Here is a 25,868-nt window from a genome sequence, read left to right on the forward strand (position 1 = left end):
CCGACTCCGGCGCCGGCACCGGAATCGGCGACGCTCCGTCGCCCCCGTACAGGCCTCGGAGGCCTCAGCAGCAGCGCCCGGGCGACTCGCACTCCTGCCGCAGGGTGCGGATCCGCTGGTACTCCCGGCGGGTCGGCAGCGGGGCGTGCGGGTGGAGGCGGTGGTGCCGCGCGCACCAGCGGTCGTACTCGGCCTCGCCGGTCAGTTCGCGCGCGTACCAGAGCAGGACGCCGAGCACCTTGCGGACGGCGGTCATGAGCCCGCCCCCACCAGCGGCTCGTCGGCGCGCTGTTCGGGGAGGTCGATGCGGGACTCGACGTACGGGACCTCGGTCGTCGGCAGCGGTTCGGCGGCCCGCAGGGCGCGTACGCACACCACCGCGCAGTTGACCAGGACGATCAGGACCAGCAGCAGGAAGACCGCCATGAGCACGCCGTCGACCGTGTTGTTGAGGACGATGGTGTGCATGTCGTCCATGGTCGTGGCGCCCGGCAGGAGCTCGCCCGCGTCGATGGCGTCCGCGTAGACGTCCCGCTGGGCGAAGAAGCCGATCTTCGGATTGTCAGAGAAGATCTTCTGCCAGCCCGCGGTGAAGGTGACGGCCACGTCCCAGACCAGCGGGACGCCGGTCACCCAGGCCCAGCGCACCTTGCCGGATTTGACGAGCATGGTCGTGGTGACGGCCAGGGCGACCGCGGCGAGCAACTGGTTGGCGATGCCGAACAGCGGGAACAGCTGCTTGATCCCGCCCAGCGGGTCGGTGACGCCCGCGTAGAGGAAGTAGCCCCAGGCGCCGACGACCAGGGCGCTGGTGATCCAGATGCCGGGCTTCCAGGTGACGCGGCCGATCGGCTTCCAGACGTTGCCCAGCATGTCCTGGAGCATGAAGCGCCCCACGCGGGTGCCCGCGTCCACGGTGGTCAGGATGAACAGGGCCTCGAACATGATCGCGAAGTGGTACCAGAAGGCCTTCATCCCGGCGCCGCCGAACACCCCCGCGAAGATCTCCGACATGCCCACGGCCAGGGTGGGCGCGCCGCCGGAGCGGCCGACCAGCGTCTGCTCCTCGACGGCCTCGGCCGCCGCGGTCAGCTGGTCTGGCGTGATGGCGAAGCCGAGGCCCTTGACCGCCTGCGACGCGGTCTCCACGGTCGGGCCGAGCAGCGCGGCCGGGGAGTTCATCGCGTAGTACAGGCCCGGTTCGAGGACACAGGCGGCGATCAGCGCCATCACGGCGACGAAGGACTCCGTGAGCATGGAGCCGTAGCCGATCAGCCGGACCTGGGACTCCTTCTGGATCAGCTTCGGCGTGGTGCCGGAGGAGACCAGCGCGTGGAAGCCGGAGAGGGCGCCGCAGGCGATGGTGATGAAGAGGAAGGGGAAGAGGGATCCGGCGAAGACCGGCCCGGCGCCCGTCGAGGCGAACTCGGTGACCGGCTCGGCCCTGAGGGTGGGCGCTGCGATCGCGACGCCGACGGCCATCAGCGCGATGGTGCCGACCTTCATGAACGTCGACAGGTAGTCCCGGGGCGCCAGCAGCATCCACACCGGGAGCACGGAGGCGACGAAGCCGTAGCCGACCAGGCAGAAGACCAGGGTCTCGGGGCTCCAGATGAAGTACTCGGCGAGGGAGGAGTCCTGGATCCAGCCGCCGCCGAGGATGGCGAGGAGCAGCAGTCCGACACCGATGAAGCTGGTCTCCACGACCCGGCCCGGCCGCAGATAGCGCAGGTAGAAGCCCATGAAGAGGGCGATCGGGATGGTCATGGCGACCGAGAAGGTGCCCCAGGCGGACTCCGCCAGCGCGTTGACGACGACCATCGCCAGCACCGCGAGCAGGATGATCATGATGGCGAAGACGCCGATCAGCGCGGCCGCGCCGCCCACCCTGCCGATCTCGTCCCGGGCCATCTGGCCGAGGCTCTTGCCGTCCCGGCGCATGGAGAGGAAGAGGACGATCATGTCCTGGACCGCGCCGGCGAAGATCACGCCCGCGATGATCCAGACCGTGCCCGGCAGATAGCCCATCTGCGCGGCCAGCACGGGGCCGACCAGCGGGCCGGCGCCGGCGATGGCCGCGAAGTGGTGGCCGAACAGCACCCGGCGGTCGGTCGGGTGGTAGTCGACCCCGTCCTCGAGCCGCTCGGCCGGGGTGGCGCGGCTGTCGTCGACCTCCAGGACGCGGCGGGCGATGAACCGCGAGTAGAAGCGGTAGGCGATGGCGTACGAGCCGAGCGCGGCCACCACCAACCAGACGGCGGAGATCTCCTCACCGCGGGAGAGCGCGAGGACGCCCCAGCCGACCGCGCCGAGCAGGGCGACAGCGGTCCACAACACCACGGACTTAAGTGACTTACGAGACTTTTCCGGCACCGGACGACTGTTTCCGGGCAGGGTGGACTCAGGCACGGCGGCTCCTCACCTGGGCGGGGCGGTGCACCTCGGAACCCGAGGTGCGACGGAGATCAGCGAGGTCGGCACTCCCGTTCGCTGTCGGTCTGTGCAAGAGTTGCCCGCCCCCCGAGAACGGTTGACAGCGGATTTCCAGAAGATTTCCCGCCGGTTCCGTGTCATCCGAACCGGCCCCCCGCGCAACCAAGAGGCGAGGGCACAGGCACACCAAGGACGGTGACCCATGGCCGACGGCGCCATGACCACGACGTTCCTCGCCGTGATCGGCGGGGCGTCGCTGCTCGCCGTGACCGCGCGCCGGCTGCGCCCCAGCGACCGGCTCCCCTCCCTGGAGGGCTGGGCACTGGCCGACCGCTCGCTCGGCCCGGTGTGGACCTGGCTGCTGCTCGGCGGAACGATCTTCACCGCGTACACCTTCACGGCCGTCCCGGGACTGGCGTACGGCAACGGCGCGTCGGCGTTCTTCGCGGTGCCGTACACGGTGATCGTCTGTCCGCTCGCCTTCGTCCTGCTGAGCCGGCTGTGGGCGGTGGCCCGCCGGCACGGCTATGTGACCGTGGCGGACTTCGTGCGCGGGCGGTACGGGTCGCCGCCGCTGGCCCTGGTGGTGGCGCTGACCGGGATCCTCGCGACGATGCCGTACCTGGCGCTGCAACTGCTGGGCATACGGGCCGTGCTGACCGCCGGGGGCGGGTACCCGCGGGGCGCGGCCGGGGACCTGGTGATGGTGGCGCTGTTCGCGGGCCTCGCGGTGGCGACGTACCGGCACGGACTGCGGGCGCCGGCGGTCATCTCCGCGCTGAAGGCGGTGGCGGTGTTCGTCTCGCTGACCGCCGTCTGCTGGCTGGTCCTGGTCCGGCTCGGCGGTCCGGGACCGGTCTTCGAGGGCGCGGCGCGACGGCTGGGCGGCACGGACGTCGCCCACTCCCCCCTGGTCCTGACGCCGCAGCAGCAGCCCGCGTACGCCACGCTCGCGCTCGGCTCCGCGCTCGCGCTGCTGATGTACCCGCATGTGCTCACCGCCGGGTTCGCGGCCGACGGGCAGCGCACCCTGCGCAAGGTGTCCGTGGCGCTGCCCGCCTGGACCGGTCTGCTCGCCCTCTTCGGCTTCCTCGGCCTCGCGGCGCTCGCGGCGGGCGTGCGGGCTCCGGCGGGCGGCGCCGAGGCGGCCGTACCGATGCTGGTCGACCGGCTGATGCCGGCGCCGCTGGCCGGGCTGGTGTTCGCGGCGATCACCGTGGGCGCGCTGGTCCCGGCCGCCGTGATGTCGATCGCCGCCGCGACGAGCTTCGTGCGGAACGTGTACGTCGAGTACGTCCATCCGACGGCCACGCCCAAACGGCAGGTGCGGATCGCCAAGACGGTGTCGCTCACCGCGAAGGCGGGGGCGGTCGCCTTCGTGTTCGGGCTGCGCGACCAGGACGCGATCAACCTCCAGCTGCTCGGCGGGGTGTGGATCCTGCAGATCGTCCCCGCCGTCGTCGTCGGCCTGTTCACCGGACGGCTGCATCCGCGCGCGCTGCTCGCCGGGTGGGCGGCGGGCATGGCGGCCGGCACCTTCCTCGTCGTCCACGAGGGGTTCTCCTCGATCGTCCCGCTGGGCTTCGGACCGCTGGAGGTCTACGCCGGGCTGCCCGCCCTCCTGCTCAATCTGGCCGTCGCGGTGGCGGGCACCGCGGCCCTCGAACGCCTCGGCGTCCCGCGCGGCGCCGACACGACCGACCTGCCGCCCCGGCTGACCCTGGGGCGGCCCCGCGAGACGGGAGCGCACCACTCGTGAGACGCAGACCCCCGATACCCGTTCCCGCGCCGGAGCCCTACGCGCGGCCGCTCGCCGTCCCGGTGGCCGACCCGGACCACCTGGAACGCGAGGCCGGTCTGGCCCGGCTGTTCGAGCTGCACTACTCCTCGATGCTGCGGCTCGCCGTGCTGCTCGGCGCCGACGACCCGGAGAACGTGGTGGCCGAGGCGTACTACCAGATCTACCGCAAGTGGCGGCGGCTGCGGGACGTCGAGGCGGCCGAGGCGTATCTGCGCTCCACCGTCTGCAATCTGACCCGGATGCGGATACGGCACCTCCAGGTCGCCCGGCGGCACGCGGAGACCCCGCTGGAACTCCCGGACGACCTCGTCGCCTCCGCCGAGAGCACGGCACTGCTCCGCGACGACCAGCGGGTGCTGATCGACGCCCTCCAGCAGCTGCCCGCGCGCCAGCGGGAGGCGCTGGTGCTGCGCCACTGGCTCGGGCTGAAGGAGACCGAGATCGCGGCCGCGATGGGCATCTCCTGCGGCTCCGTCAAGACCCACACCTCACGCGGCCTCGCCGCGCTCACCCAGGCGATGGAGGCCCGGCGATGAACGACACCGGACCCGACCGCACCGAACGCACCGAGCGCACCGAGCGGGAGCTGCGCGAGGCGCTGGAGGCGCTCGCCGGCGGTGTGCGGGCCGCCCCCGACGCCTACCGCACGGCCCGGGGCGCATGGGTGCGGCGCGAACGCCGGCGGCGGCTCGTGCTCACCGTGCTCGTCGCCGTCGTCTTCACCTTGGCCACGCTGATCGGGCTGTGGGTGCTGAACCAGGCCCCGTCCCACCCGGGCGTGATCTTCTCGGGCACCGGCGACGGCGTGGGGTCCACCTCACTCACCCGGCCGCACCCCTGATTGCCCCCCGGCCACGGCGGGAACCCGCAACCCCGTGCACCCCCACATCGAGGACTACGCGCTCATCGGCGACGAACAGACCGCCGCCCTCGTCGGCACGGACGGCTCCGTCGACTGGCTCTGTCTGCCCCGCTTCGACTCCGCCGCCTGCTTCGCCCGCCTCCTCGGCGACGAGGAGAACGGCCACTGGCGCATCGCGCCCAGAGGCGTCGAGGGCCCCTGCACCCGCCGCGCCTACCGCCCCGACACGCTGGTCCTGGACACCGAGTGGGAGACCGACGAGGGAGCGGTCCGGGTCACCGACCTGATGCCGCAGCGCGACCGCGCCCCGGACCTCGTCCGCGTCGTCGAGGGCCTGCGCGGCCGGGTCACGGTCCACAGCCGGCTCCGGCTGCGCTTCGACTACGGCTCGGTCGTCCCCTGGATGCGCCGGTCCGACGGCCATCGGGTGGCCGTCGCCGGACCGGACGCGGTCTGGCTGCGCAGCGAACCGCCCGTGCGGACCTGGGGCGAGGACTTCGCGACCCACTCGGAGTTCACCGTCGGACCGGGCGAGTCGGTCGCGTTCGTGCTCACCTGGCACCCCTCCCACCAGACCCGCCCGCCCCTCGTCGACCCGCGCGAGGCCCTGCGCGTGAGCGTCGCGGACTGGCAGGCGTGGGCCGCGAAGTGCCGCTACGACGGCCCCCACCGGGACGCCGTCGTGCGCTCCCTCATCACCCTCAAGGCCCTCACCTACCGGCCCACCGGCGGCATCGTCGCCGCCCCCACCACCTCCCTGCCCGAGGAGCCGGGCGGGGTGCGCAACTGGGACTACCGCTACTGCTGGCTGCGCGACGCCACCCTCACCCTGAACGCCCTGCTGTCCGCCGGCTACCAGGACGAGGCGAAGGCCTGGCGGGACTGGCTGCTGCGCGCCGTCGCCGGCGACCCCGCCGACCTCCAGATCATGTACGGGCTGGCGGGCGAACGCCGGCTGCCCGAGTTCGAACTGCCCTGGCTGGCCGGACACGCCGGCTCCCTGCCCGTACGCATCGGCAACGAGGCCGTGAACCAGCTCCAGCTGGACGTCTACGGCGAGGTCATGGACTCCCTGTCGCTGGCCCGCGGCTCGGGCCTGCCGGCCAAACCGCACGCCTGGGCGGTGCAGTGCGCGCTCATGGAGTGGCTGGCCGCGCACTGGCGGGAGCCGGACGAGGGGCTGTGGGAGGTGCGCGGCGGCCGGCGCCAGTTCGTCCACTCCAAGGTGATGGTGTGGGTGGCCGCCGACCGGGCCGTGCGCACCCTGGAGAACCACCCGGAGCTGCCCGGCGACCTGGCGGGCTGGCGGGCGATGCGCGAGGAGGTGCACCGGGAGGTGTGCGAGAAGGGCTTCGCCCGCGGGCGCAACACCTTCACCCAGTCCTACGGTTCGCTCGAACTGGACGCCTCCCTGCTGCTCATCCCGCGCGTCGGCTTCCTGCCGGCGGAGGACCCGCGGGTCATCGGCACCGTCGACGCGATCCGCGCCGAGCTGGGCCACCACGGCCTCGTGCGCCGGTACAGCACCGACACCACGGCCGTCGACGGCCTGCCGGGCGACGAGGGCGCCTTCCTCGCCTGCTCGTTCTGGCTCGCCGACGCCCTGCATCTGACGGGCCGTACGCAGGAGGCGCGGGAGCTGTTCGAACGGCTGGTGGGCCTGGCCAACGACGTGGGCCTGCTGCCGGAGGAGTACGACCCCGGCACCGGCCGCCACCTCGGCAACTTCCCGCAGGCCTTCAGTCACATCGGCCTGGTGAACACCGCCCTCACCCTGTTCGGCGGCGAGGAGGCAGGATAGGCGCCATGGATCTTGGACTGAAGGACCGGGTGTACGTCGTCACCGGAGCCACCCGCGGCCTCGGCAACGCCACCGCGCGCGAGCTGGTCGCGGACGGCGCGCGGGTCGTGCTGACCGGGCGGGACGAGCAGCGGGTCGCCGACGCGGCGGCCGCGCTGGGGCCGAACGCGGTCGGCGTCGCCGTCGACAACGCCGACCCCGAGGCGGCGGCGCGGCTGATCGCCACCGCGCGGGAGGCCTTCGGCGGGTTCGACGGCGTGCTGGTGAGCGTGGGCGGGCCGCCGCCCGGGTTCGTCGCGGACAACACCGACGAGCAGTGGCAGGCGGCGTTCGAGTCGGTGTTCCTCGGCGCGGTGCGGCTGGCGCGTGCCGCCGCCGCCGAGCTGGAGGCGGGCGGGGTCATCGGGTTCGTGCTGTCCGGGTCGGTGCACGAGCCGATCCCCGGGCTGACGATCTCGAACGGGCTGCGGCCGGGGCTCGCGGGCTTCGCGAAGTCGCTGGCGGACGAGCTGGGGCCGCGGGGGATCCGGGTGGTCGGGCTGCTGCCGGCCCGGATCGACACGGATCGGGTGCGCGAGCTGGACGGGCTGTCCGCCGATCCGGAGGCCACCCGGGCCGCGAACGAGTCCCGGATCCCGCTGCGGCGGTACGGGACGCCGGAGGAGTTCGGGCGGACCGCGGCGTTCCTGCTGTCCCCCGCCGCCTCCTACCTGACCGGTGTGATGGTGCCGGTGGACGGCGGGATGCGGCACGGGTTCTGAGGGGCGCCGCGGCCGACGCTCAACTGACCCTCTCCGCCTTGTGCTTGGCCGCCCTGAGCCGTACCTCCGCCGGGAGTGACGTCAGGGCCGCCGAGTCCCTCGCGTGTGTCAGGGCCTGGGCCGTCAGGTCGTCCAGGGCCGTTCCGGGGTCCACGTGCGGCTCCAGCTGGAGCCGTACGCGGGTCGCCGGGGCGTCCCTGCGGCCGGTCAGGTGGACATGGGCGTGGGCCACGCCCTCCAGATCGGCCGCCTCGCCCGCCAGGACGCCCTCCAGGGCGCGGCCCCGCAGCAGGGCGCCCGCGCCGTCGCCGGTGTCGACCAGGACCTCGCCGAGCCTGCGGCGGCGCAGCACCGCCGTGAGCCACCACAGGGCCAGCAGCACCAGCAGCGCGAGAACGGCGATGACCGTCGGCCACCACCAGGTCTCGGTGCGCCAGCGGGTGCGTTCGGCGGTGCTGAGCAGCACGTCGTGGGGGCCGTCGTGGATCCACCAGGCCGGCGGGGACGCGCCCAGCCCCACGGCGAGGACCGCGCCGCCGACGGCGAGCAGCACCAGCCCGACGACTCCCAGCAGCACCCGGTTGACGGTCCTGAGCACGGCCCTCACCCCTTCTTCTTCCCGGGCCGCCGCACGTGCACCGACAGCGCGAGCGGACGGGTCAGGCCCAGACCACGGATCGCCTCGGTGAGGACGGTGTCCAGGTCGGTGTGTACGACGTCCAGGTCACGGAAGTGGCAGACCGCGCGGACGTCGGCCCGGCGCCGCCCGGTGCGCACCCGGACCGACTGCACGCCGGCGACCTCCATGGCGCGGTCGCGCAGCACCAGGGCGGCGGCGTCCCGGTGCAGGCCGGCGCGGACGTCGGGGTGGGTGCGCCGCATCGGCAGGACGGCCCGCAGGCCAGGGGTGGCGGCCAGCACGATCAGCCAGAGGCCGAGGGCGGCGGCGACGCCGGCGCCGACCAGCACCCAGATGTCGTCGAGAGGGCGTTCGGCGAGCTGCCTGGCCAGTCCGCGCCGCCAGGACGAGGCCTCGCGGTCGGCGCGGACGGCGACGACGTCGTACAGGAAGGCACCCGCGACCACGAGCAGCGCCGCCGCGACGATGCCCGCGGGGACGCGGCGCGCGGACCAGAACCGGCCGCCTCCGCCGAGGTCGGGGGCGGCGGCCGGTTCCTCCGGCGGATGCGCCGGTGCCTCCCCCGTCGCCTTCTCCAGGACGGGCAGTGTGCTCTCCGAGCCCCGGGGCTCGCTCATCGCGTCCTCCCGTGTGCCTCGCCGTGGGCCGCCGTCCGGTGCAGGCGTTCGACCTGGACGGCGACTTCCGGGACGTCCATTCCCACCAACGCGCCTACCCGCTCGGTGACCTGTCGACGCACCTCGCGGCAGCGGGTACCGATGTCGGTCGGGTAGTCCAGTTCGAGGTGGACCCGGACGTGCGCGGCACCATGGTGGACGACGACGGTGGCGTGCGGGCGGGATGCGGCCGGCGAGAGCGGGCCGACCGCCTCACGGGCGGCCTGCGCGGCGACCTTCGCGACGACCCGGTCGGCGATCCGGGTCGCGCCGCGCTCACCGGGCGGGACGACGGCGGGGCGTCCGACGACGGCGTCCGCCCCCTCGCTCACCGGCGTCACCTGCGCCGGTCGTCACGGGTACGGAAGAAGTCGCCGATCTCCAGGTCCCCCTCCAGGAACCGCCCGACGACGAACCCGATGGCGCCCAGCGCCGCCACCAGCAGGAAGGCCCCGAACCCGCCGAAGTATCCGGCGAAGCCCAGTGCCATACCGGCGATCATGCCGACCACGGCCATGCTCATGCTGCGTTCCTCCGCTCAGGGACCGGCGCGTCACTGGATCCGGGGCTCCGGCTCCTCGTCCTCTTCATCGGGCAGCTTCACATCGCTCACCGCGATGTTGACCTCGACGACCTGGAGGCCGGTCATCCGCTCCACGGCCCCGATCACGTTCTCCCGCACGTCCCGCGCCACATCGGAGATGGAGACGCCGTAGTCGACGACGATCTCCAGGTCGAGCGCGGTCTGTACCTCGCCGACCTCGGCCTTCACACCGCGGGTCACCGATTTGGACCCGCCGGGCACCCGGTCCCGTACGGCTCCGAAGGTGCGGCTGATGCCGCTGCCCATGGCGTGGACGCCGATGACGTCCCGGGCCGCGAGGCCCGCGATCTTCTCCACCACCCCGTCGGCGATGGTGGTCCGCCCACGGGTTCCCGGATCCCCGCCGCCGCGCCTGGCGGCGGCCTTGCGGGTCGACACGGTCTCCGTGCCGCCGTCGGTGGTCTGCGTCCGGTTCTGCTCCGTTGCCTCAGTCATGGCCGTACGTCCTTTGTGGTCGTCGTCCCTTCGACCACGGTAAGCGCGGTTGCCCCGCCACGCCCCGGGGATGCGGCAGTCTGGAGGAATGGACGGGTGGACGAGTGCCGTACGGCACCAACTGGACCTGGGCAGGCTCCTTCCCCTGGGCGGACCCCGGGACGGCACGTGGATCGCGGAGAGCGCGGCGCGGACGGTGCTGCGGGAGGCGGTACGGGAGCTGCCGGGGGTGCGACTGGGGGTGCTGCGGCTGGCCCTGGCGGATCCGGCGGACGCCCGGGAGCCCGTCGTACCGCCGCCGCCGAGCGGGCTGCCGCCGGGTCCGTTGCAGCTGACGGCGGACTTCGCGACGGTGGCGTCCGAGCCGCTGCCGACGGCGGCGGGCCGGGTGCGGGACGCGCTGGCGCGGGCCGCGGCGCGGCGGCTGGGCCTGGTGGTGGCGGAGGTGGACCTGCGGATCACGGCCCTGCTGGACGAGGAACCGGAACCGGAGCCCGCGGTGTCCGCGGAGGCGGCCCCGGCCGGGCCGGCGCTCGTCGGCGACGAGGGGCGTGCCGCGGCGGCGGCGCTGGCCGTGCCGGGGGTGACGGGCCTGACGGCTGTCCTGGGCCGGGCGGTGCGCCTGGAGGAGCACGATCAGGGGGCGACCGCCCTGCCGCGCGGGCACGCGCGCGTGGAGATCGCGGTCGCGGCGGACCTCCGGGCCCTGGACGTGGCCCGGGAGGTCCGTACGGCGGTGGGAGCCGCCCTGCCGGATCACCCGACGGTGGCGGTGCTGGTCACCGCGGTGACCTAGAGGGTGTCGTTTGGATCAGCCCGGGTCCGCGGCGACTGGCACGGCACCTCGCCGCGTTGTCGCGTCACCCGAGTACGCCCGGTACGCGGGTCACGCTCCGCCTTGCGATGCACCGCACCAGACGCCGCGGCCTGATCCGACCTGATCCAAACGACACCCCCTGGCGAAACCGCCGCCGGGCAGGGCTCATTCGCCCAGGCCGGCCAGGTCCCGCAGCCGCCGTCCCTGGGCGGCCCGCTCGGCGGCCCGCTGACCGTCGTAGTCCCGGCCCAGCGCACCGCGCAGCAGCGCCTTGGTCTCGATCACCGCGTCCCGGGGCGCGGCGAGGATCGCGGTGGCGAGGTCCGCCGCCGCCGCGTCCAGCTCCGCCGCCGGTACGGCGATGTTCGCCAGCCCGGAGGTCACCGCCTCCTCGGCCCCGACGGACCGCCCGGTCAGGCAGATCTCGGCCGCGCGGCCGTAGCCGACGAGCGAGACGAGGGGATGCGTGCCGGTGAGGTCGGGGACGAGCCCGAGGCTCGTCTCGCGCATGGCGAACTGCACGTCGTCGGCGACGACGCGCACGTCACACGCGAGGGCGAGCTGGAAGCCCGCGCCGATGGCGTGGCCCTGGACGGCGGCGATGGACACGACGTCGCTCCGCCGCCACCAGGTGAAGCCCTCCTGGAACCCGGCGATGGCGGCGTCGAGTTCGGCGTCGCCACTGCGCGCGAGGTCGATGAAGGACGGTTCGCCCTCGATCCCCTCGGGCGTGAACATCTGCCGGTCGAGGCCGGCGGAGAAGGACTTGCCCTCGCCGCGCAGCACGACCACTCGGACGGAGCCCGGCAGCAGCTGCCCGGCCTCGGCGAGCGCCCGCCACATCGCGGGGCTCTGCGCGTTGCGCTTGGCCGGGTTGGTCAGCGTCACCGTGGCGAGCGCGTCGTCGACGGTGAGCCGTACGCCGTCCTTGTCGAGCAAGGGAACGAGTTCCTGGGCGGGCGTGGCCATGGGGAGCCTCCGATGAGTGCGGTCAGTCAGCGGTCATGCCAGATGAACAGCTAAGTGACTGCACAGTAACCACCCGGCCGATCCAGGGTCCCCCCAGGCCCCCTTAAGGACACTGGGGGAGACCGACCGGGTGGCCACCATCGAAGCCGGCGGGCCGCCCGGGATCAGGACGAGGCGGCCTTCTTGCCCCGGGTCGCTCCGCCACGCCCACGAAGCGTGACGCCCGATTCGCTGAGCATCCGGTGCACGAAGCCATACGAGCGGCCGGTCTCCTCGGCCAGCGCCCGGATGCTCGCACCGGAGTCGTACTTCTTCTTCAGGTCTGCCGCGAGCTTGTCGCGCGCGGCGCCGGTCACCCGGCTGCCCTTCTTCAGAGTCTCGGCCACCCGTGCCTCCTCATGGGAAGTGCGCTCTGGTCCCCTCATGATCACCCCTCCGGGGCGCGATGGCCACCCATTCGGCAAGGTCCGTGCGACAGGGTTTTGACGACAGGAGCGCGTCTCCACGAATGGAACTTGTGATTCCGCCAAGCGGCGTTCGTACAGCCGAACGGGTTGATCCACGAAGTAGCAGGTCAGGGACGCGCAACGGCCGACCCCTTGTCGACAAAGGGATCGGCCGCGAAATCGATGTAGGACACACCTCGATACGAGGAGATCTCACACAGATGATGGATCACCGGTAGGCCGAATGATCCATACGCCGTGGATCACGCATTCGATCAAGCCAGGGCGACGAGATCCGCGTAGTCGGCGCCCCACAGGTCCTCGACACCGTCGGGCAGCAGGATGATCCGCTCGGGCTGGAGCGCCTCAACGGCGCCCTCGTCGTGGGTGACGAGGACCACCGCGCCCTTGTAGGTGCGCAGCGCGCCGAGGATCTCCTCGCGGCTGGCGGGGTCGAGGTTGTTGGTGGGCTCGTCGAGGAGCAGGACGTTCGCCGAAGAGACCACGAGGGTCGCCAGGGCGAGCCGGGTCTTCTCGCCGCCGGAGAGCACACCGGCCGGCTTGTCGACGTCGTCGCCGGAGAACAGGAACGAGCCGAGCGTCTTGCGGACCTCGACCAGGTCGAGGTCCGGGTTGGCGGAGCGCATGTTCTCCAGGACCGTGCGCTCGGGGTCGAGGGTCTCGTGCTCCTGGGCGTAGTAGCCGAGCTTGAGGCCGTGGCCCGGGACGACCTCGCCGGTGTCCGGCGTCTCCACCCCGCCCAGCAGCCGCAGCAGGGTCGTCTTGCCGGCGCCGTTGAGGCCGAGGATGACGACCCGGGAGCCCTTGTCGATGGCCAGGTCGACGTCGGTGAAGATCTCCAGGGAGCCGTACGACTTCGACAGGCCCTCGGCCATCAGGGGGGTCCGGCCACAGGGCGCGGGCTCGGGGAAGCGGAGCTTGGCGACCTTGTCGGACTGGCGGACCGCCTCCAGGCCGGAGAGCAGCTTGTCGGCGCGGCGGGCCATGTTCTGCGCGGCGACCGTCTTGGTGGCCTTGGCGCGCATCTTGTCGGCCTGCGAGTGCAGGGCGGCGGCCTTCTTCTCGGCGTTCTGCCGCTCGCGCTTGCGGCGCTTCTCGTCAGCCTCGCGCTGCTGCTGGTAGAGCTTCCAGCCCATGTTGTAGACGTCGATCTGGGAGCGGTTGGCGTCCAGGTAGAACACCTTGTTGACGACCGTCTCGACCAGGTCGACGTCGTGGCTGATGACGATGAAGCCGCCGCGGTAGGTCTTGAGGTAGTCGCGCAGCCAGACGATCGAGTCGGCGTCCAGGTGGTTGGTCGGCTCGTCGAGGAGGAGCGTGTCCGCGTCGGAGAACAGGATGCGGGCCAGTTCCACACGGCGGCGCTGACCGCCGGAGAGCGTGTGCAGGGGCTGGCCGAGCACCCGGTCGGGCAGGTTGAGCGCGGCGGCGATGGTGGCGGCCTCGGCCTCGGCGGCGTACCCGCCCTTGGTGAGGAACTCCGTCTCCTGGCGCTCGTACTGGCGCATCGCCTTGTCGCGGGTGGCGCCCTGGCCGTTCGCGATCTTCTGTTCGTTCTCGCGCATCTTGCGGATGAGGACGTCGAGGCCACGGGCGGAGAGGATGCGGTCACGGGCGAGGACGTCGAGGTCGCCGGTGCGGGGGTCCTGCGGGAGGTAGCCGACCTCGCCGGAGCGGGTGACCTGTCCGGCGGCGGGGAGGCCCTCGCCGGCCAGGACCTTGGTCAGGGTCGTCTTGCCGGCGCCGTTACGGCCGACCAGGCCGATGCGGTCACCCTTGGCGACACGGAAGGAAGCGCTCTCGATGAGGATGCGGGCACCGGCGCGCAGCTCGATGCCGGAGGCGGAGATCACGGTCAGACTCCTGTGCGGGGTCGATGGCGGTATGGGCGGCTGAGGACGTTCCCGCCGTCTAATGCGCGAGGAGAATGGCCATGAGGCCAGTCTAACGGGACCGTGCAAGCACTTTTCGGCGTTCGGGTGTTCGATCTCCGCCGTCACGGCTCCGCCGGGGCGTTGTCAGTGGTGACTGCCAGACTGGGCGGCGGATGACATTTCCGACGGTGATCACAGGTGATCACAGGGGAGTGATCGGCATGGCAGGGACGAACGGCACACGCCCGAGCATCTACCCGACAGTGCTGTACGCCGACGCGAAGGCGGCGATCCGGCAGCTCACGGAGGCCTTCGGCTTCACCGAGCTGTCCGTGTACGAGGGCGAGGACGGCACGGTGATGCACGCCGAGCTGGTTCAGGGCAACGGCGCGGTGATGCTGGGCTCGAAGGGCCGCGGCGGCGTCTTCGACGCGGCGATGAAGGACGCGGGCCCCACGGGGGTGTACGTCGTCGTGGACGATGTCGACGCACACCACCGCCGGGCCGTGGAGCACGGCGCGGAGATCCTGATGCCCCCGACGGACCAGGACTACGGCTCCCGGGACTACATGGCCCGGGACGCCGAGGGCAACCTCTGGAGCTTCGGCACGTACGCGCCCGACATACAGGCCTGACCCGCCCCGGTGGGCCGGGGGCGGGTCAACTGCCCCCGGTGTGCACCTGGAAGGCGGCCCGGCGGACGGCCTTGGCCAGCGCCGGATCGGGGTGCGCGGCCGCGAGCGCCACGAGCACCTGCACGGTGCGCGGGTGTCCCACGGCCCGCACCTCGTCCAGCAGCGCGGGCACGGTCGGCTGGAGCGCGGACTCCAGGTGCCGCACCAGCATCGGGGCCTCCCCGTGGTCGGCGACGGCGGCGGCGGTGTCGACCCACAGCCAGGTGGCCTCCTCGCGGGTGAGCACCTCGTGCGCGTCCTCGGGGTCCACCCCGTCGTGCTCCGCGAGCCAGAGCAGGGCGTACGGCCTGAGGGCGGGCTCGTCGACGACGGCACGCACATCGGGCTCGGCGGGGGCGCCGACGACGCGCAGCGCCTCGAAGGCCAGGCCGCGCAGCAGGGCGTCCTCGCCGCGGGCGGCGACCAGGAGCTCGGTGACGGCGCCGCCGACGGTGCGGGCGGCGAGCCAGGCGCGGTACTCGGCGCGGGCCGCGTTGGGGCGGAGCTGGGCGCAGCCGCGGAGCATGTCCTCGGCGGCCTGCTCGATGTTGCCGGCGGGGCTCTGCGCGGCGACGCAGATCTGCTCCAGCTTGACCCAGACCGCCCAGCTGCCGAGCGGGGTGAGGGTGGCCTGGCCGGCGCCGCAGGTGAGCGCGCCCACCGAGGCGAGGGCGTGCAGCGCCCAGTCGAGGAGCGGGGCCAGCTCGGCGGCCAGGGCGGGCTCCGCCGGGTCGGCGTCGGCGGAGGGCGCGGGGGCCGGGGGTCCGGCCGCGTCGGCGGCGTAGGGGACCTCGCAGCGCTCGGTGCGCAGTTCGGTGACGCGCTGGCGCAGCAGGTCGAGCAGCTGGTCCACGGGGACGGGTCCGGCGGACAGCTGGAGGAAGGAGAGCACCTGCGGCATGGCCGAGACGACCTCGGCGACGGCGGCGGGCTCCTCCTCGGCGGGTTCCGGCGTGGCGAGCGACCAGGCGTCGAAGAGGGCGACCCAGCCGCGCAGCACGGCACTGTCGTCCCGGTTCCAGGCGCGCAGCCGCCAGCCGGGGCGGGCGCTGTCGCCGTGCACCTCGATGAGACCGGCGAGGCGGGCGATGTCCCAGTCGTGGCGGATCTGATCCGGGGTCAGGCCCAGATCACGGGCCGCGCGTTCGGCGGACGGGTCGGACAGGGTGGCCTTGCCGTCGGCGGTCGCGGCGTCGCGGCCGGGCCCGAGGGCGTTGTCGGCCCAGCGGGCGACACGGGCCGCGGCGGCCAGACCTGAGCGTGCCATTCTGGCCAGCTCCGCCGGGGCCGGGGTGCCTTCCGGGGGGCGGGGCGCGTGGCGGCGCGGGCGCCGCTCGTTCACAGCTGTGGGGGCGGCGGCCAGGGGTCGCGGGCGGACGAGTCGAAGCCTGGAGTCGCGCGGGATACGGGACGTCACGGGTGCAGTCTTCCGGTTGACGGTCCGAAAACCCAAACGGAATGTCACGGCGGGCTACGGGACTGGCCAACGCACAGGGTGCGGAGAGGGGTGGAGAGACGTGTTCAGGCCAGTGGTACGGCCTTAAACGGAACCTCTGGGAGCGGTTCCGCGAGGGGTCGGCGGGCGCGTCAGCTCAGGGGGGTCAGGAAACGGCGCAGGGTCTCTTCGTAGTCCTCCGGGTCGGCGTTCCACATCGCGGCGTGCGGGGCCCCGGCGACGGTGTGGAGGGCGACGAGGTCCGGGCGGCGGCCGGCGAGGCGGCGGGATGCCTCCCAGGGGGCCACGATGTCGTCGGGGCCGTGGAAGACCAGCGTCGGCACCTTCAGTCCGGCGGCCGGGTCGGCGTCCGGGCCGCCGTGGTCGCCGGATCCGCCGGGGCCGCCGTGCAGGCCGGTGCGGCCCTGCGCGGCACGGACGGCGAGCGGCAGCAGCGCGCCCGGGGTGTGCCGGGCGGCGGCCAGGGCGCGCAGGGTCGCCTGCCAGTCCAGCACGGGGGAGTCCAGGACGAGCCCGGAGACCAGGTCGCGCAGGCCCGAGTGGGCGGCCGCCCGCAGCGCCATCGCGGCGCCGGTGGACCAGCCGAGCAGGATGACGCGTTCGGCGCCGTAGCGGACCGCGTAGCGCATCGCCGCGTCCAGGTCGCGCCACTCGGTCTGGCCGAGGTGGTTCAGGCCGTCCGGGGGGCGGGGTGCGCCGAGGTCGCCCCGGTAGGCGAGGGCGAGGACCGGGAAGCGGCGGCCGTGCAGGAAGCCCAGCAGGTTCAGGGCGTGCTCCCGGGTGGCGCCCAGGCCGTGCACCGCGATCACCCAGGTGCGGCGGGCGCCCGGGACGAACCAGGCGGGCAGCGAGCCCAGCTCGCCGGGCACGTCGATGTCGGCGTGGTCCAGGCCGAGGGCGCCGCTCGGGTTGCCGACGTACAGGTTCGGGGTGAGCCACACGGCGTCGCCGGGGTTCAGGGTGCCGTGCGTGACGCGTTCCAGGCGGCGTACGACGGTGTCGGCGGAGTGCGCGGCGCCGGCCAGGACGGGGCCGACGACCGCGTGGGAGCCGTCGCCGGAGAGGCCGTAGGTGCCGGGGCGCAGGGCGGCCAGGTGCCGGGTGAGGACGACCTGGCCGGCGGCGGTGCCGTGCACGGTGAGCCGGGGTTCGGTGGGCAGGGGGCGGCCGGGCGGCGCCTTGAGTGCGGCGTCGCTGGCGAGCCGGCCGGCGGCGACACTGGCGGCGCCGGCGGCCAGGGCTGCGGTGACGGCGGCGGCCGTCGCGGTGACAGTGCGCACGCGTCCAGTGTCCTGGCCATTGCTCCGGGCGGCCAGTGGAGGGCGGCGTGGGAGCGGACGGATGGGAGCGCGGGTGTGCGGACGGAGGTGTGGATGGGCGTGCGGATGGGCGTGCGGGCGGGGGCGAGGACGCGTCCCGAAGGTCAACCGTGTCCCGAAGGCCGGCGGGGCTGGCCGTAGCCCTTCAGCCGCTCTCCCGCGTCCGCGATCTGCTCCTCCGTCAGGAGGGTCGGGTTCCGGCCGGGGACGGAGGACGCCTTGAGCCACAGGCTGCACATCCACTCCAGTTGGGCGGTGCGGTCGTACGCCTGGTCGAGGGTGGTGCCGTAGGTGAGGGTGCCGTGGTTCTGGAGCAGGCAGCCGGTCCGGCCGGCGAGGGCGCGGAGCATGTTCTCGGCCAACTCCTGGGTGCCGTACGGCGCATAGGGGGCAACCCGGACGGGGCCGCCGAGGGCGCCCGTCATGTAGTGCACGGACGGGAGTTCGACCACGAGGGTCGAGACGGCGGTGGCGTGGACGGCGTGGGTGTGGACGACGGCGCGGGCGTCGGTGGCGGAGTAGACGGCGAGATGCATGGGCAGTTCGCTCGTCGGCACGAGGATGCCGAGCACCTGCCGGCCGGTGAGGTCGACGCCGGTGAGGTCGTCCGGGGTGAGGCGGTCGTAGGGCACGCCCGAGGGGGTGACCAGCACGGTGTCGCCGACGCGGACGGAGACGTTGCCGGAGGTGCCGACGACCAGGCCGTCGGAGACGGTGCGGCGGGCCGCCGTCACGAGGGCCTCCCAGGCGCTCGCCTCCTCGGGGAGCGCACTCCTCCCCCGCAGCGCCTCCCCGTCCGCCACGCCGTCCCGTGCGCCCCGGGGCTCCCGCTGCTCGCGCCGCTGCTCAGCCATGCCCCGATCCTGCCAGGGGCGGGGGCGGGCCGTCGCGGCGCCCGGCGGCGCGGGGCGCGAGGGCGGGCACTGTAGGCCGGAAGCCGGCGCTCCGAAAGGTCGCATATCGGCATACATCACCCTGTTGCGGTGATTGGCCGGGGATCGGCGAGCATGCGTGGATGATCACGGTTCTTCCCCTAGCCTCTGGGGCGTTTCGTGCACGCCGCCATCCCGGGGGAAACCATGGACCGTGATCACTCACCGCTCCGTCGCCGCGACCGCGCCCTGACGCCGCGTCGCCGTACCCGTGCCTGGGCGGCATGCGCCGTGGCGCTCGCCGCGGCGGCCACCGTGCTCGCCGAGGCGCCGGCCGCGGCGGCGGGGCGACCGACGGGGCACGATGTCTCGTCCCACCAGAAGAACGTCGACTGGGCGCGGGCGAAGGCGCGCGGCGCCCGGTTCGTCTATGTGAAGGCGACCGAGTCCACGGCCTACCGGAACCCGTACTTCGCACAGCAGTACGACGGGGCCGGCGCCGCGGGGCTGCTGCGCGGGGCGTACCACTTCGCCCTGCCGGACAAGGGCTCGGGCACCGCGCAGGCGGCGTTCTTCGTCCGCAACGGCGGCGGCTGGAGCGCCGACGGCGGGACGCTGCCGCCCGCGCTCGACATCGAATACAACCCGTACGACGCGCGGCGCAAGTGCTACGGCCTGAGCAAGGCGGGGATGGTCGCCTGGATCCGGGCCTTCAGCGACGAGGTGCTCCGGCTCACCGGCCGCCGTCCGGTGATCTACACCACCACCCACTGGTGGAACGCGTGCACCGGCGCCAGCCCCGTCTTCGCCGCCGACCACGCGCTGTGGATCGCGCGCTACCGGTCGGCGGACGCCGGGGCGCTGCCGGCCGGCTGGTCGTCGTGGACCTTCTGGCAGTACGCCAACGGCGGCAGCCTGCCGGGTGACCAGAATCTCTTCAACGGCTCCGCGGAGCGGCTGGCGAGGTTCGCCGAAGGGGCGTGACCAAGGGGTGCCAGGGTCGCCGTGCCGCACAGGCGCGGCGACCCTCTATCTTGGACACCACGGCGACCGCCACAGTTCACCTTCCGTTCACCCAGGTTGCCTACGGTCAACCGGCCAATGACTTCGAACGATTGCCTGGGTAAATGGAAAACTTCTCGCTGATCCTCGCGATTGTGGTGGTAACCGCACTCGCGTTCGATTTCACGAACGGTTTTCACGACACCGCCAACGCGATGGCCACGACCATCTCGACCGGTGCGCTCAAGCCCAAGGTCGCGGTGGCCATGTCCGCCGCGCTCAACCTTGTGGGCGCTTTTCTCTCCGTGGAGGTCGCCAACACGATCTCCAAGGGTCTCGTCGACGAGACCGGCATCCGCCCCGAGGTCATCTTCGCCGCGTTGGTCGGCGCGATCCTCTGGAACCTGCTGACCTGGCTGGTGGGCCTGCCCTCCAGTTCCTCCCACGCCCTCATGGGCGGTCTGATCGGCGCCACCATCGCCTCGGCGGGCATGGGCGCGGTCCACGGCGACGTCCTGGTCACCAAGGTCCTGATCCCGGCGATCGCGGCTCCGCTGGTCGCGGGTGTCGCGGCGATGCTCGCCACCCGCCTCTCCTACAGCCTGGGCAGGAAGGCCGACGGCAAGGCGGCCGAGAAGGGCTACCGCGCGGGCCAGATCGCCTCGGCCGGCCTGGTCTCCCTGGCCCACGGCACCAACGACGCGCAGAAGACGATGGGCATCATCACCCTCGCGCTGGTGGCCGGCGGCGCCGTCGCCCCCGACTCCGACCCGCCGGTGTGGGTCGTCCTCTCCGCGGGCATCGCCATCGCGCTCGGCACCTACCTCGGCGGCTGGCGCATCATCCGCACCATGGGCAAGGGGCTGACCGACCTCCAGCCGCAGCAGGGCTTCGCCGCCCAGACCAGCGCGGCCACGGTCATCCTGGCCTCCTCCCACCTCGGCTTCTCCCTCTCCACCACGCACTCGGTCTCCGGTGCGGTGATGGGCGCGGGGCTGGGCCGCAAGGGCGGTGTGGTCCGCTGGTCGACCGCGACCCGGATGTTCGTCGCGTGGGGCCTGACGCTGCCGGCCGCCGCCCTGGTGGGCGCGCTCGCGGAGTACGTGACCGGCTTCGGCTCCTGGGGCACGGCCATCGTCGCGATCTTCCTGGTCGGCTCCAGCGCCGCGATCTGGAAGCTCTCCCGCCGCGAGGTCGTCGACCACACGAACGTCAACGCGACCGAGGAACCGGCCGGCGTGGTGACCACGGCCATCGCCGCCGTGACCCCGCCTCCGGCGGGCGCGGTGGCCGAGAACCTCACCGCCACGATCCCCGCCCCGGCGGGCGAACCGGCGGTCTCCCCCGCCACCACGGCCTGAGCCCCGCCCACCCGGTTACGAAGGAAACAGCATCAGCATGAAGATCGACTGGGCAGCCCTGGGCTCCGTCTTCGGCGTCAGCCTCGTGGTCACCGTGGCCCTCGTGGCCCTCTTCACCCTCGGCGTCATGGCCCTCACCCACCGCGAACGAGCCACCGAACAGGGTGACTCGGCCGTCCTCGCCCTGACCGGAGCGTACGCGTGCTTCGCGGGGTGCGCGGCCGCGGTGGCGTACGGGATCTCGCTGATCGTCGCCTGACGCCCCACCGCGCCACAGACTCGTTGCCCGCCCTGCCCAGTCCCTCTACGCGAGGTCCGGGCAGGGCGGGCTCTGTGGTGCCGCGGAGGTACGGCGCAGGGAGCGCCACACGTCCGGGCCGAGCCGAGGAAGCAGTTCGCACACGTGGTCGAGGGTGACTCGCCCGGTGAGATGGCCGAGGTCGTAGGTGATGGTGCCCAAGGCCGTCTCGCCGTGGAGAGAGCGGCCGTCGAAGACCCATCGGCGGACGACGTCGCTGGTGGGCAGCGGGGCGAGAACGCCGCCGTCGTCCCTGTGGAGTTCGTCCTCGCCCTCGCTCGAGGTGAGCACCAGGTAGCCCCGCTCGTCGTAGGCACGCACCCGGTCCACGTCGTCCGCGAGGAGGCCGGGATGTTCGACGCCTGTCCGCCATACGTAGACGCCCGCCTCGGTGGCCACCGCGACGGCACGTCCGTCGGACCGGAAGACCGCCGTCTGCCCCGCCTCCTGATATTCCCCGAGGGGGCTCAGGATCTCCTCGTCGATCTTCCTCACCCTGCTGCCGGCCAGTTCCCACAGCTCAGCGGCTCCGTCGGTCCGCACGACGAGGAACTGCCCCGGGTGCTTCGGGCGCCCCACCGCCGTGAAGCACTCACGCTCACTCGTCGCCGACGTCCACGCACATCCCACACCGTCCAGACGGTGAAGACGGCCCGTCGCACCGTCGAGCCGGGACAGCCCCCTGCCGTCGAGGAGGAGGAAGTCGCCGTCCCCGAAGCGGTGTACGGACTTGACGGTCGAGTCGCTTCCGGGGCCGGGCTCGTCGCCTCCCACCGGCGGGGGCCTCCGGTTCCTGGTCGTGAATCCGGCCGTGGTGCGCAGCTCCCAGGCCTGGGCGCTCCATGTGACGTAGTGCCGGTCGTCTCCGCTGATCACGATCCCGCCCATGCCGGACACGTCCCGCGGACCGCGCCGGGGCCCCGTCGCGTCGAGCACCGTCTCGAAGATCTCGCTGTCGTCCCCCTGGCTTCTGCCGGCCAGGGCCACGAGGGTCCTGTGGCCGTCCACGCGGTCCAGGTCCGGGACAGCGGCTCCCCCGTCCACGCCCAGGGGATGGACCGTGGGGCGCATACGGTACGTCAGGAGGTCACGGCCGAGTACGGCACGCGCCAGGAACCCGTCACGGGTGGGCATCACGACCGTGCCCTCCCCACCGTCGGCCACCCCTCCCGGGAGGACCGCGGTATGGCGGCGTCCCGAGGCGGGGTCGAAGATCACCATCAGCAGGGCGTCGGGATGCGTCGCCACCTGTGCGTCGTCGTCCCCGTCCATCACCGGGTACCGGCCGGTGGCGTCCGTGCGGAAGGTCTGTGACCACCGTTCCTCGGGCTTCGCGCCGCGGGACGCGGGGAACTGCCACCGCCATCGATGCTCGTGTCTCCGTGTCGTCACCATGGCTCGACCGCCGGCGCCGAGGAAGGCACTGCCCACCTCGGCCGGTCCCGGCTCGACTCGCCGCGCTGTCAGGTCGACCGAGCGAACCGAGCCGACGGAACCCGTGTCACCGTTCTCCTCCGTCACCTGCTTGGACGTGACCACGGTGAGACGGTCGGGCCGCGCCCCGCGCAGAGCGATGTGCTCGACGCACTCCTCCGGCTCCAGCCGACCGACGGGCAGCGCCGTTCCCTGCCCCTTCACCGCCTTCCCCTCGACCCGGACCGTCCGCAGCCACGGGTCGACGGCCGACCCGTGGCAGAGGGAAAAGCGGTCGGCGGCGCCAACCCAGTGCACCAGCCGGGTTCCGTCGTCGGAGAAGTCGAGCGTCCGGGTGGCCTCGGCGGTGTTGTCCGCGCTCCATCTCCACGACCACGGCCCCTTCCGCGGCTCCCCCTTCTCGATCCGCCACACCCGCACGTCCCCGTGCCCCGCCGCCACGGCGACCCTCGTGCCGTCGTCGCTGACGGCCACCGCGTCCATCGACGCGGGCGAACCGGGCAGACGCCGCGCTCCCGGGACACCGTGTCCCGGGCCCGTCACCACATAGGCCTGCCTGCCCTGCCGCCCGGTCGTCAGGACGGCCATGACCGTGCCGTCCAGGGAGGCGGCAACCTTCCGCACCTCACCGTCCGGCAGGATCCGGTCCACCGCCACCAGCGAGGTCAGCGGCCACGTGTGCCGCATCACGGCCGCCCTGGTCTCGGGCAGCTCGCTCGTGCGCCGGGCCGCGGCGGCCAGCAGCGCCGCACCCACGGGATCCTCCCGGGCCCGGTCCGCGGCCTGGCCGACCAGCTTCCTCGCCGCCTCGTCGGCCTGGTCCCGGTCCTCGTCGCGCACCATGCCCCAGATCAGGACCCCGAGCGAGGACGCCACCAGAGCCAGGCAGGCCACCAGGGCGACGCCGGTACGGCCCCTGCGCACCGAGCGCGTGCGGTGCAGCCGGCTGAGGCGGACGAACTCCGACTCCTCGACGGAGAGTTCCGCGGCGCGCGACGCGGACACCACCCTGGCGGCCGCCAACTCCTGCCCCCGCAGCAGCAGATCGGGGTGCTGGTCCGCGTCCTCCCATTCCCGCAGCCGCCCCCGCAGCTTCTCGTGCCACACCAGAAACGCACGCGACTCGTCGAGCCAGCCCCCGAGCGTCGGCCACTGCCGTACCAGCGCCTCGTGCGCCAGTGCCACCGTCTCCCGGCCGGAGCTGTCCCGGGCGATGACCAGGAGGCGGGTCGCCGCCAAGGCCTGGGCGGCGACCCGGAGTTCGGGGGGCAGGTGCTCGAAGGCCCGGGCGACGCGGGCGTACTCGTTGCCCCTGACCGGGCGGGCGAGGCGTTCGAAGAGGCGGCGGGCCACCATGGGATCCGGGCCGCCCGGGGCCTTGCAGACCCGCGCCAGCTGCTGGTCGGCATAGCGGGACAGGGCCCCTTCGACACCCCGGATCGTCCGGTACGCCGCGTGCGTGAGGCGGCCGTGTTCCCGGCGCTCCCACAGCTCCGCCAGCGCGAACTCCACCAGGGGCAGTGCACCCGGCTCACCGCCCGCGTCCGCCACGATCAGTTCGGCCAGGCCCGGTTCGAACTCCACGCCGGGGACGGCCTCGATCGGCCTGCGCACCACCTCGTCCAGTTGGTCGCGGGTCATCGGGGCGATCATCTGGACCGTGCCGCTCAGTTCCTCCGCCCTGCCGTCCGCGACCAGTTCCTCCAGGGAGGCGGAGCGCAGGGTCGCCAGGACGCGCAGCCGGCGGCCGGACGGGTGGACGGCACGGGTCATCGGCAGGAGGACGTCCAGGAGGGCCCGGGCGTCGGCGGGGCGGGCCCCGACGGTCTCCTCGAACTGGTCCAGCAGGACGACGTGGCCCGAGGGGCCCGACTCCCGCAGGATGCGGGCGGCCAGCAGGACCGCCGTCCGGGTCCGGTCCGTCGTCGCGTGCGGTTCCCGCGAGAGTTCCCGCACGAGTTCCCCCGCGAGTTCCCGCGCCGACGGGAACTGTTCCCCGAGCGCCTCCGCCAGCGTCCGTACCGGATCGGTGTCCGGCTGGCCGGCGAAGTCGGTGACCGTGTGGCCGGAGGACCGCAGCAGGGGAAGCACTCCGGCCCGGACCAAGGACGACTTCCCGACCCCGGACGCCCCCGCGACCGGAACGAAGGCGTGCGCGCGCAGGGCCGCCGCGATCCGCTCCCCGTCCCCCCGCCGAGCGAAGAACACCCCCGCGTCCTCCTCCTGGAACGGTTCCAGGCCGCGGAAGGGGGACGGGCTCAGGGCCGGGTCCAGGCCCAGGAGGAGGGGTGCCGGGATCAGGTAGGCCGTGGTCGCGCCCGTGCCCGTCTCCGCGGCGACCGTCATGCCGACGACCCCGCCCTGGTCGGTGTCCCACACCGGGCCGCCGCTGAAGCCGCGGCCGATGGGCGGGGCGCCGGAGAGCGGGCGGGCCTCCATCGAGGTCCAGCCCTTGCCGACCGGGGCGCGCAGTCTGCCGTCCACCCAGACGCCGTGGTCGTCGGTGCGGGCGGGGAAGCCGAGGACGCGGAATGCGTGGTCCCAGACCGCCGTGCCGCCGGCGAGCCGGACCGGGGTGGTGCCGGGGACCGGCTCCGCCAGGGTCAGCAGGGCGATGTCGCCGCCGCCGTCCGGGCGCACCGGGTGCCAGTGGGTGACCTCGGCCCGCAGGGCGGCCGACGGCGGGGTCAGGAGGGGGAAGTCGAGCGTCACCCGGGCGGTCGGCGGCGCCGCCGACGTCTCGTCCGTGCCCAGCGCGCTCGCCACCACGTGCGCGCAGGTGCACAGCGTCCGTTCCGCGATCAGGAACCCGGTGCCGGTGACCCGGCCGTCCTCGCTCCAGAAGCGGGCGATGGCCCGGGGGAGGTCCTCATCAGGGGGCGCCATCACGCTGCCCGGGGAGGGCCGTTCCGTCCTCGTCCCGGGGCGACCACTGCATGCTCACCGTGAAGTGGGCCTCCGTGGTGCCCTTGGCCACCACCACGCCCGCCTCCGCGCTCAGCGTGATGCCGAACTCGACCGTGACCGAGCCGGGGGGCCGGGCCAGGCTCCGGGCGCCTTCCACGACCGCGCCCAGCGCCGGGCGTACCCGGGCGAGCGCCTGCTGGAGGGTCTCCGCCGCGCCCGCGACGCCGGCCCCGCCGCCGCCCCGGGAGACCCGTTGGACGCCCCCGGGCCCCTCCCCCGTCACCTCCAGCAGCACGATCTGCCCGTCGTCCAGCCGCATTTCACCCACATACGCCACTCCGCGTCCCCTCCGGTGCCGTTCGCGTCCGTTCGCACCCGGTCGCGTCCATTCGCGTCCGTTCACGTCCGTTGTGCCCCTCAGGGGG

25 protein-coding genes are annotated in these 25,868 nt (G+C 73.3%); 10 read left to right on the plus strand and 15 right to left on the minus strand.

Annotation, left to right across the window (positions count from 1 at the left end; translation table 11 throughout):
* Nucleotides 1-64: 64 nt before the first annotated feature.
* Nucleotides 65-256, minus strand: coding sequence for a YbdD/YjiX family protein (locus tag ACZ6D7_RS37775; RefSeq protein ID WP_469500812.1), 192 nt, complete (start codon nucleotides 254-256; stop codon nucleotides 65-67).
* Complete coding sequence (locus tag ACZ6D7_RS37780) at nucleotides 253-2,409, minus strand: carbon starvation CstA family protein (RefSeq protein ID WP_469500814.1); 2,157 nt, start codon at nucleotides 2,407-2,409, stop codon at nucleotides 253-255. Before ACZ6D7_RS37780 ends, ACZ6D7_RS37775 begins: the two co-directional genes overlap by 4 nt.
* A 226-nt stretch (nucleotides 2,410-2,635) precedes the next feature.
* On the opposite strand from ACZ6D7_RS37780, the gene ACZ6D7_RS37785 reads away from it, so the two are divergent.
* The 5 genes from ACZ6D7_RS37785 to ACZ6D7_RS37805 are packed head-to-tail and all read left to right on the plus strand — an operon-like array spanning nucleotide 2,636 to nucleotide 7,658.
* Nucleotides 2,636-4,192 carry a sodium:solute symporter family protein gene (locus ACZ6D7_RS37785; RefSeq protein WP_469500816.1) on the plus strand — a complete coding sequence of 519 codons (1,557 nt, stop codon included), beginning with the start codon at nucleotides 2,636-2,638 and terminating at the stop codon, nucleotides 4,190-4,192.
* Complete coding sequence (locus ACZ6D7_RS37790) at nucleotides 4,189-4,770, plus strand: RNA polymerase sigma factor (RefSeq protein WP_469500818.1); 582 nt, start codon at nucleotides 4,189-4,191, stop codon at nucleotides 4,768-4,770. The genes ACZ6D7_RS37785 and ACZ6D7_RS37790 overlap by 4 nt, the downstream gene beginning before the upstream one ends.
* Complete coding sequence (locus ACZ6D7_RS37795) at nucleotides 4,767-5,075, plus strand: hypothetical protein (RefSeq protein ID WP_469500819.1); 309 nt, start codon at nucleotides 4,767-4,769, stop codon at nucleotides 5,073-5,075. The genes ACZ6D7_RS37790 and ACZ6D7_RS37795 overlap by 4 nt, the downstream gene beginning before the upstream one ends.
* Before the next feature lie 34 nt (nucleotides 5,076-5,109).
* The gene (locus tag ACZ6D7_RS37800; protein ID WP_469500821.1) at nucleotides 5,110-6,897 is read left to right on the plus strand and encodes a glycoside hydrolase family 15 protein; all 1,788 of its coding nucleotides are present in this window, start codon (nucleotides 5,110-5,112) and stop codon (nucleotides 6,895-6,897) included.
* Nucleotides 6,898-6,902: 5 nt separating this feature from the next.
* Nucleotides 6,903-7,658, plus strand: coding sequence for an SDR family oxidoreductase (locus ACZ6D7_RS37805; RefSeq protein WP_469500823.1), 756 nt, complete (start codon nucleotides 6,903-6,905; stop codon nucleotides 7,656-7,658).
* Nucleotides 7,659-7,677: 19 nt separating this feature from the next.
* On the opposite strand, the gene amaP is transcribed toward ACZ6D7_RS37805, so the two are convergent.
* Genes amaP through ACZ6D7_RS37830 form a run of 5 tightly spaced genes read right to left on the minus strand, consistent with a single transcriptional unit; the run spans nucleotide 7,678 to nucleotide 9,993 of the window.
* On the minus strand, nucleotides 7,678-8,265 hold the full coding sequence (gene amaP, locus ACZ6D7_RS37810) for an alkaline shock response membrane anchor protein AmaP (RefSeq protein ID WP_469500825.1): 588 nt from the start codon (nucleotides 8,263-8,265) through the stop codon (nucleotides 7,678-7,680).
* Nucleotides 8,262-8,915 (minus strand): DUF6286 domain-containing protein, encoded by a 654-nt coding sequence (locus ACZ6D7_RS37815; RefSeq protein ID WP_469500827.1) that lies wholly within the window; start codon nucleotides 8,913-8,915, stop codon nucleotides 8,262-8,264. Before ACZ6D7_RS37815 ends, amaP begins: the two co-directional genes overlap by 4 nt.
* Nucleotides 8,912-9,295, minus strand: a complete 384-nt coding sequence (locus tag ACZ6D7_RS37820; RefSeq protein ID WP_469500829.1) for an Asp23/Gls24 family envelope stress response protein — start codon at nucleotides 9,293-9,295, stop codon at nucleotides 8,912-8,914. Before ACZ6D7_RS37820 ends, ACZ6D7_RS37815 begins: the two co-directional genes overlap by 4 nt.
* Complete coding sequence (locus ACZ6D7_RS37825) at nucleotides 9,292-9,477, minus strand: hypothetical protein (protein WP_124002412.1); 186 nt, start codon at nucleotides 9,475-9,477, stop codon at nucleotides 9,292-9,294. Before ACZ6D7_RS37825 ends, ACZ6D7_RS37820 begins: the two co-directional genes overlap by 4 nt.
* Before the next feature lie 30 nt (nucleotides 9,478-9,507).
* Nucleotides 9,508-9,993: an Asp23/Gls24 family envelope stress response protein gene (locus tag ACZ6D7_RS37830; RefSeq protein WP_469500831.1), complete on the minus strand. Its 486-nt coding sequence runs from the start codon at nucleotides 9,991-9,993 to the stop codon at nucleotides 9,508-9,510.
* A gap of 88 nt (nucleotides 9,994-10,081) precedes the next feature.
* Here ACZ6D7_RS37830 and ACZ6D7_RS37835 point away from each other — a divergent pair, with 88 nt between their 5' ends.
* Nucleotides 10,082-10,789: a nucleopolyhedrovirus P10 family protein gene (locus tag ACZ6D7_RS37835; RefSeq protein WP_469500833.1), complete on the plus strand. Its 708-nt coding sequence runs from the start codon at nucleotides 10,082-10,084 to the stop codon at nucleotides 10,787-10,789.
* Nucleotides 10,790-10,975: 186 nt separating this feature from the next.
* On the opposite strand, the gene ACZ6D7_RS37840 is transcribed toward ACZ6D7_RS37835, so the two are convergent.
* The 3 genes from ACZ6D7_RS37840 to ACZ6D7_RS37850 form a co-directional block, all read right to left on the minus strand.
* Nucleotides 10,976-11,779 (minus strand): enoyl-CoA hydratase/isomerase family protein, encoded by an 804-nt coding sequence (locus ACZ6D7_RS37840; protein WP_469500835.1) that lies wholly within the window; start codon nucleotides 11,777-11,779, stop codon nucleotides 10,976-10,978.
* A 164-nt stretch (nucleotides 11,780-11,943) separates the two neighbouring features.
* Entirely contained in the window at nucleotides 11,944-12,165 is a 222-nt protein-coding gene (locus ACZ6D7_RS37845) for a helix-turn-helix domain-containing protein (RefSeq protein ID WP_004002281.1), read from the minus strand.
* A 335-nt stretch (nucleotides 12,166-12,500) separates the two neighbouring features.
* Nucleotides 12,501-14,099 (minus strand): ABC-F family ATP-binding cassette domain-containing protein, encoded by a 1,599-nt coding sequence (locus ACZ6D7_RS37850; protein ID WP_469500836.1) that lies wholly within the window; start codon nucleotides 14,097-14,099, stop codon nucleotides 12,501-12,503.
* Between the two features lie 242 nt (nucleotides 14,100-14,341).
* Here ACZ6D7_RS37850 and ACZ6D7_RS37855 point away from each other — a divergent pair, with 242 nt between their 5' ends.
* Complete coding sequence (locus ACZ6D7_RS37855) at nucleotides 14,342-14,755, plus strand: VOC family protein (protein WP_469500838.1); 414 nt, start codon at nucleotides 14,342-14,344, stop codon at nucleotides 14,753-14,755.
* Between the two features lie 25 nt (nucleotides 14,756-14,780).
* Here ACZ6D7_RS37855 and ACZ6D7_RS37860 read toward each other — a convergent pair whose 3' ends face one another.
* From ACZ6D7_RS37860 to ACZ6D7_RS37870, 3 genes are all read right to left on the minus strand, one after another.
* On the minus strand, nucleotides 14,781-16,061 hold the full coding sequence (locus tag ACZ6D7_RS37860) for a hypothetical protein (protein ID WP_469500840.1): 1,281 nt from the start codon (nucleotides 16,059-16,061) through the stop codon (nucleotides 14,781-14,783).
* A 320-nt stretch (nucleotides 16,062-16,381) separates the two neighbouring features.
* The gene (locus ACZ6D7_RS37865) at nucleotides 16,382-17,530 is read right to left on the minus strand and encodes an alpha/beta hydrolase (RefSeq protein ID WP_469500842.1); all 1,149 of its coding nucleotides are present in this window, start codon (nucleotides 17,528-17,530) and stop codon (nucleotides 16,382-16,384) included.
* A 143-nt stretch (nucleotides 17,531-17,673) separates the two neighbouring features.
* Nucleotides 17,674-18,423, minus strand: a complete 750-nt coding sequence (locus ACZ6D7_RS37870; RefSeq protein WP_469500844.1) for a class II aldolase/adducin family protein — start codon at nucleotides 18,421-18,423, stop codon at nucleotides 17,674-17,676.
* Nucleotides 18,424-18,648: 225 nt separating this feature from the next.
* Between ACZ6D7_RS37870 and ACZ6D7_RS37875 the strand changes: the two genes are divergently transcribed.
* The 3 genes from ACZ6D7_RS37875 (at nucleotide 18,649) to ACZ6D7_RS37885 (ending at nucleotide 21,063) form a co-directional block, all read left to right on the plus strand.
* Nucleotides 18,649-19,425: a lysozyme gene (locus tag ACZ6D7_RS37875; protein WP_469500845.1), complete on the plus strand. Its 777-nt coding sequence runs from the start codon at nucleotides 18,649-18,651 to the stop codon at nucleotides 19,423-19,425.
* Between the two features lie 143 nt (nucleotides 19,426-19,568).
* A complete protein-coding gene (locus ACZ6D7_RS37880) occupies nucleotides 19,569-20,804 on the plus strand; it encodes an inorganic phosphate transporter (RefSeq protein WP_469500847.1) in 1,236 nt (411 codons plus the stop codon).
* A 37-nt stretch (nucleotides 20,805-20,841) separates the two neighbouring features.
* Nucleotides 20,842-21,063, plus strand: a complete 222-nt coding sequence (locus ACZ6D7_RS37885; RefSeq protein ID WP_469500849.1) for a hypothetical protein — start codon at nucleotides 20,842-20,844, stop codon at nucleotides 21,061-21,063.
* 45 nt (nucleotides 21,064-21,108) lie between these two features.
* Here ACZ6D7_RS37885 and ACZ6D7_RS37890 read toward each other — a convergent pair whose 3' ends face one another.
* Both ACZ6D7_RS37890 and ACZ6D7_RS37895 read right to left on the minus strand, forming a co-directional pair.
* Nucleotides 21,109-25,422: an nSTAND1 domain-containing NTPase gene (locus ACZ6D7_RS37890; RefSeq protein WP_469500850.1), complete on the minus strand. Its 4,314-nt coding sequence runs from the start codon at nucleotides 25,420-25,422 to the stop codon at nucleotides 21,109-21,111.
* Nucleotides 25,409-25,762: a CU044_2847 family protein gene (locus tag ACZ6D7_RS37895; protein ID WP_469500851.1), complete on the minus strand. Its 354-nt coding sequence runs from the start codon at nucleotides 25,760-25,762 to the stop codon at nucleotides 25,409-25,411. The genes ACZ6D7_RS37890 and ACZ6D7_RS37895 overlap by 14 nt, the downstream gene beginning before the upstream one ends.
* Nucleotides 25,763-25,868: the final 106 nt, after the last annotated feature.

Source organism: Streptomyces sp. NPDC041784 (assembly GCF_055591025.1).

Coding starts and splice junctions, on each gene's coding strand:
- ACZ6D7_RS37775 (WP_469500812.1), bottom strand. CDS start 256: ATGACCGCCGTCCGCAAGGTGCTCGGCGTCCTGCTCTGGTACGCGCGC.
- ACZ6D7_RS37785 (WP_469500816.1), top strand. CDS start 2,636: ATGGCCGACGGCGCCATGACCACGACGTTCCTCGCCGTGATCGGCGGG.
- ACZ6D7_RS37795 (WP_469500819.1), top strand. CDS start 4,767: ATGAACGACACCGGACCCGACCGCACCGAACGCACCGAGCGCACCGAG.
- ACZ6D7_RS37805 (WP_469500823.1), top strand. CDS start 6,903: ATGGATCTTGGACTGAAGGACCGGGTGTACGTCGTCACCGGAGCCACC.
- ACZ6D7_RS37815 (WP_469500827.1), bottom strand. CDS start 8,915: ATGAGCGAGCCCCGGGGCTCGGAGAGCACACTGCCCGTCCTGGAGAAG.
- ACZ6D7_RS37825 (WP_124002412.1), bottom strand. CDS start 9,477: ATGAGCATGGCCGTGGTCGGCATGATCGCCGGTATGGCACTGGGCTTC.
- ACZ6D7_RS37830 (WP_469500831.1), bottom strand. CDS start 9,993: ATGACTGAGGCAACGGAGCAGAACCGGACGCAGACCACCGACGGCGGC.
- ACZ6D7_RS37835 (WP_469500833.1), top strand. CDS start 10,082: ATGGACGGGTGGACGAGTGCCGTACGGCACCAACTGGACCTGGGCAGG.
- ACZ6D7_RS37840 (WP_469500835.1), bottom strand. CDS start 11,779: ATGGCCACGCCCGCCCAGGAACTCGTTCCCTTGCTCGACAAGGACGGC.
- ACZ6D7_RS37855 (WP_469500838.1), top strand. CDS start 14,342: ATGGCAGGGACGAACGGCACACGCCCGAGCATCTACCCGACAGTGCTG.
- ACZ6D7_RS37860 (WP_469500840.1), bottom strand. CDS start 16,061: ATGGCACGCTCAGGTCTGGCCGCCGCGGCCCGTGTCGCCCGCTGGGCC.
- ACZ6D7_RS37870 (WP_469500844.1), bottom strand. CDS start 18,423: ATGGCTGAGCAGCGGCGCGAGCAGCGGGAGCCCCGGGGCGCACGGGAC.
- ACZ6D7_RS37875 (WP_469500845.1), top strand. CDS start 18,649: ATGGACCGTGATCACTCACCGCTCCGTCGCCGCGACCGCGCCCTGACG.
- ACZ6D7_RS37880 (WP_469500847.1), top strand. CDS start 19,569: ATGGAAAACTTCTCGCTGATCCTCGCGATTGTGGTGGTAACCGCACTC.
- ACZ6D7_RS37885 (WP_469500849.1), top strand. CDS start 20,842: ATGAAGATCGACTGGGCAGCCCTGGGCTCCGTCTTCGGCGTCAGCCTC.
- ACZ6D7_RS37890 (WP_469500850.1), bottom strand. CDS start 25,422: ATGGCGCCCCCTGATGAGGACCTCCCCCGGGCCATCGCCCGCTTCTGG.
- ACZ6D7_RS37895 (WP_469500851.1), bottom strand. CDS start 25,762: ATGCGGCTGGACGACGGGCAGATCGTGCTGCTGGAGGTGACGGGGGAG.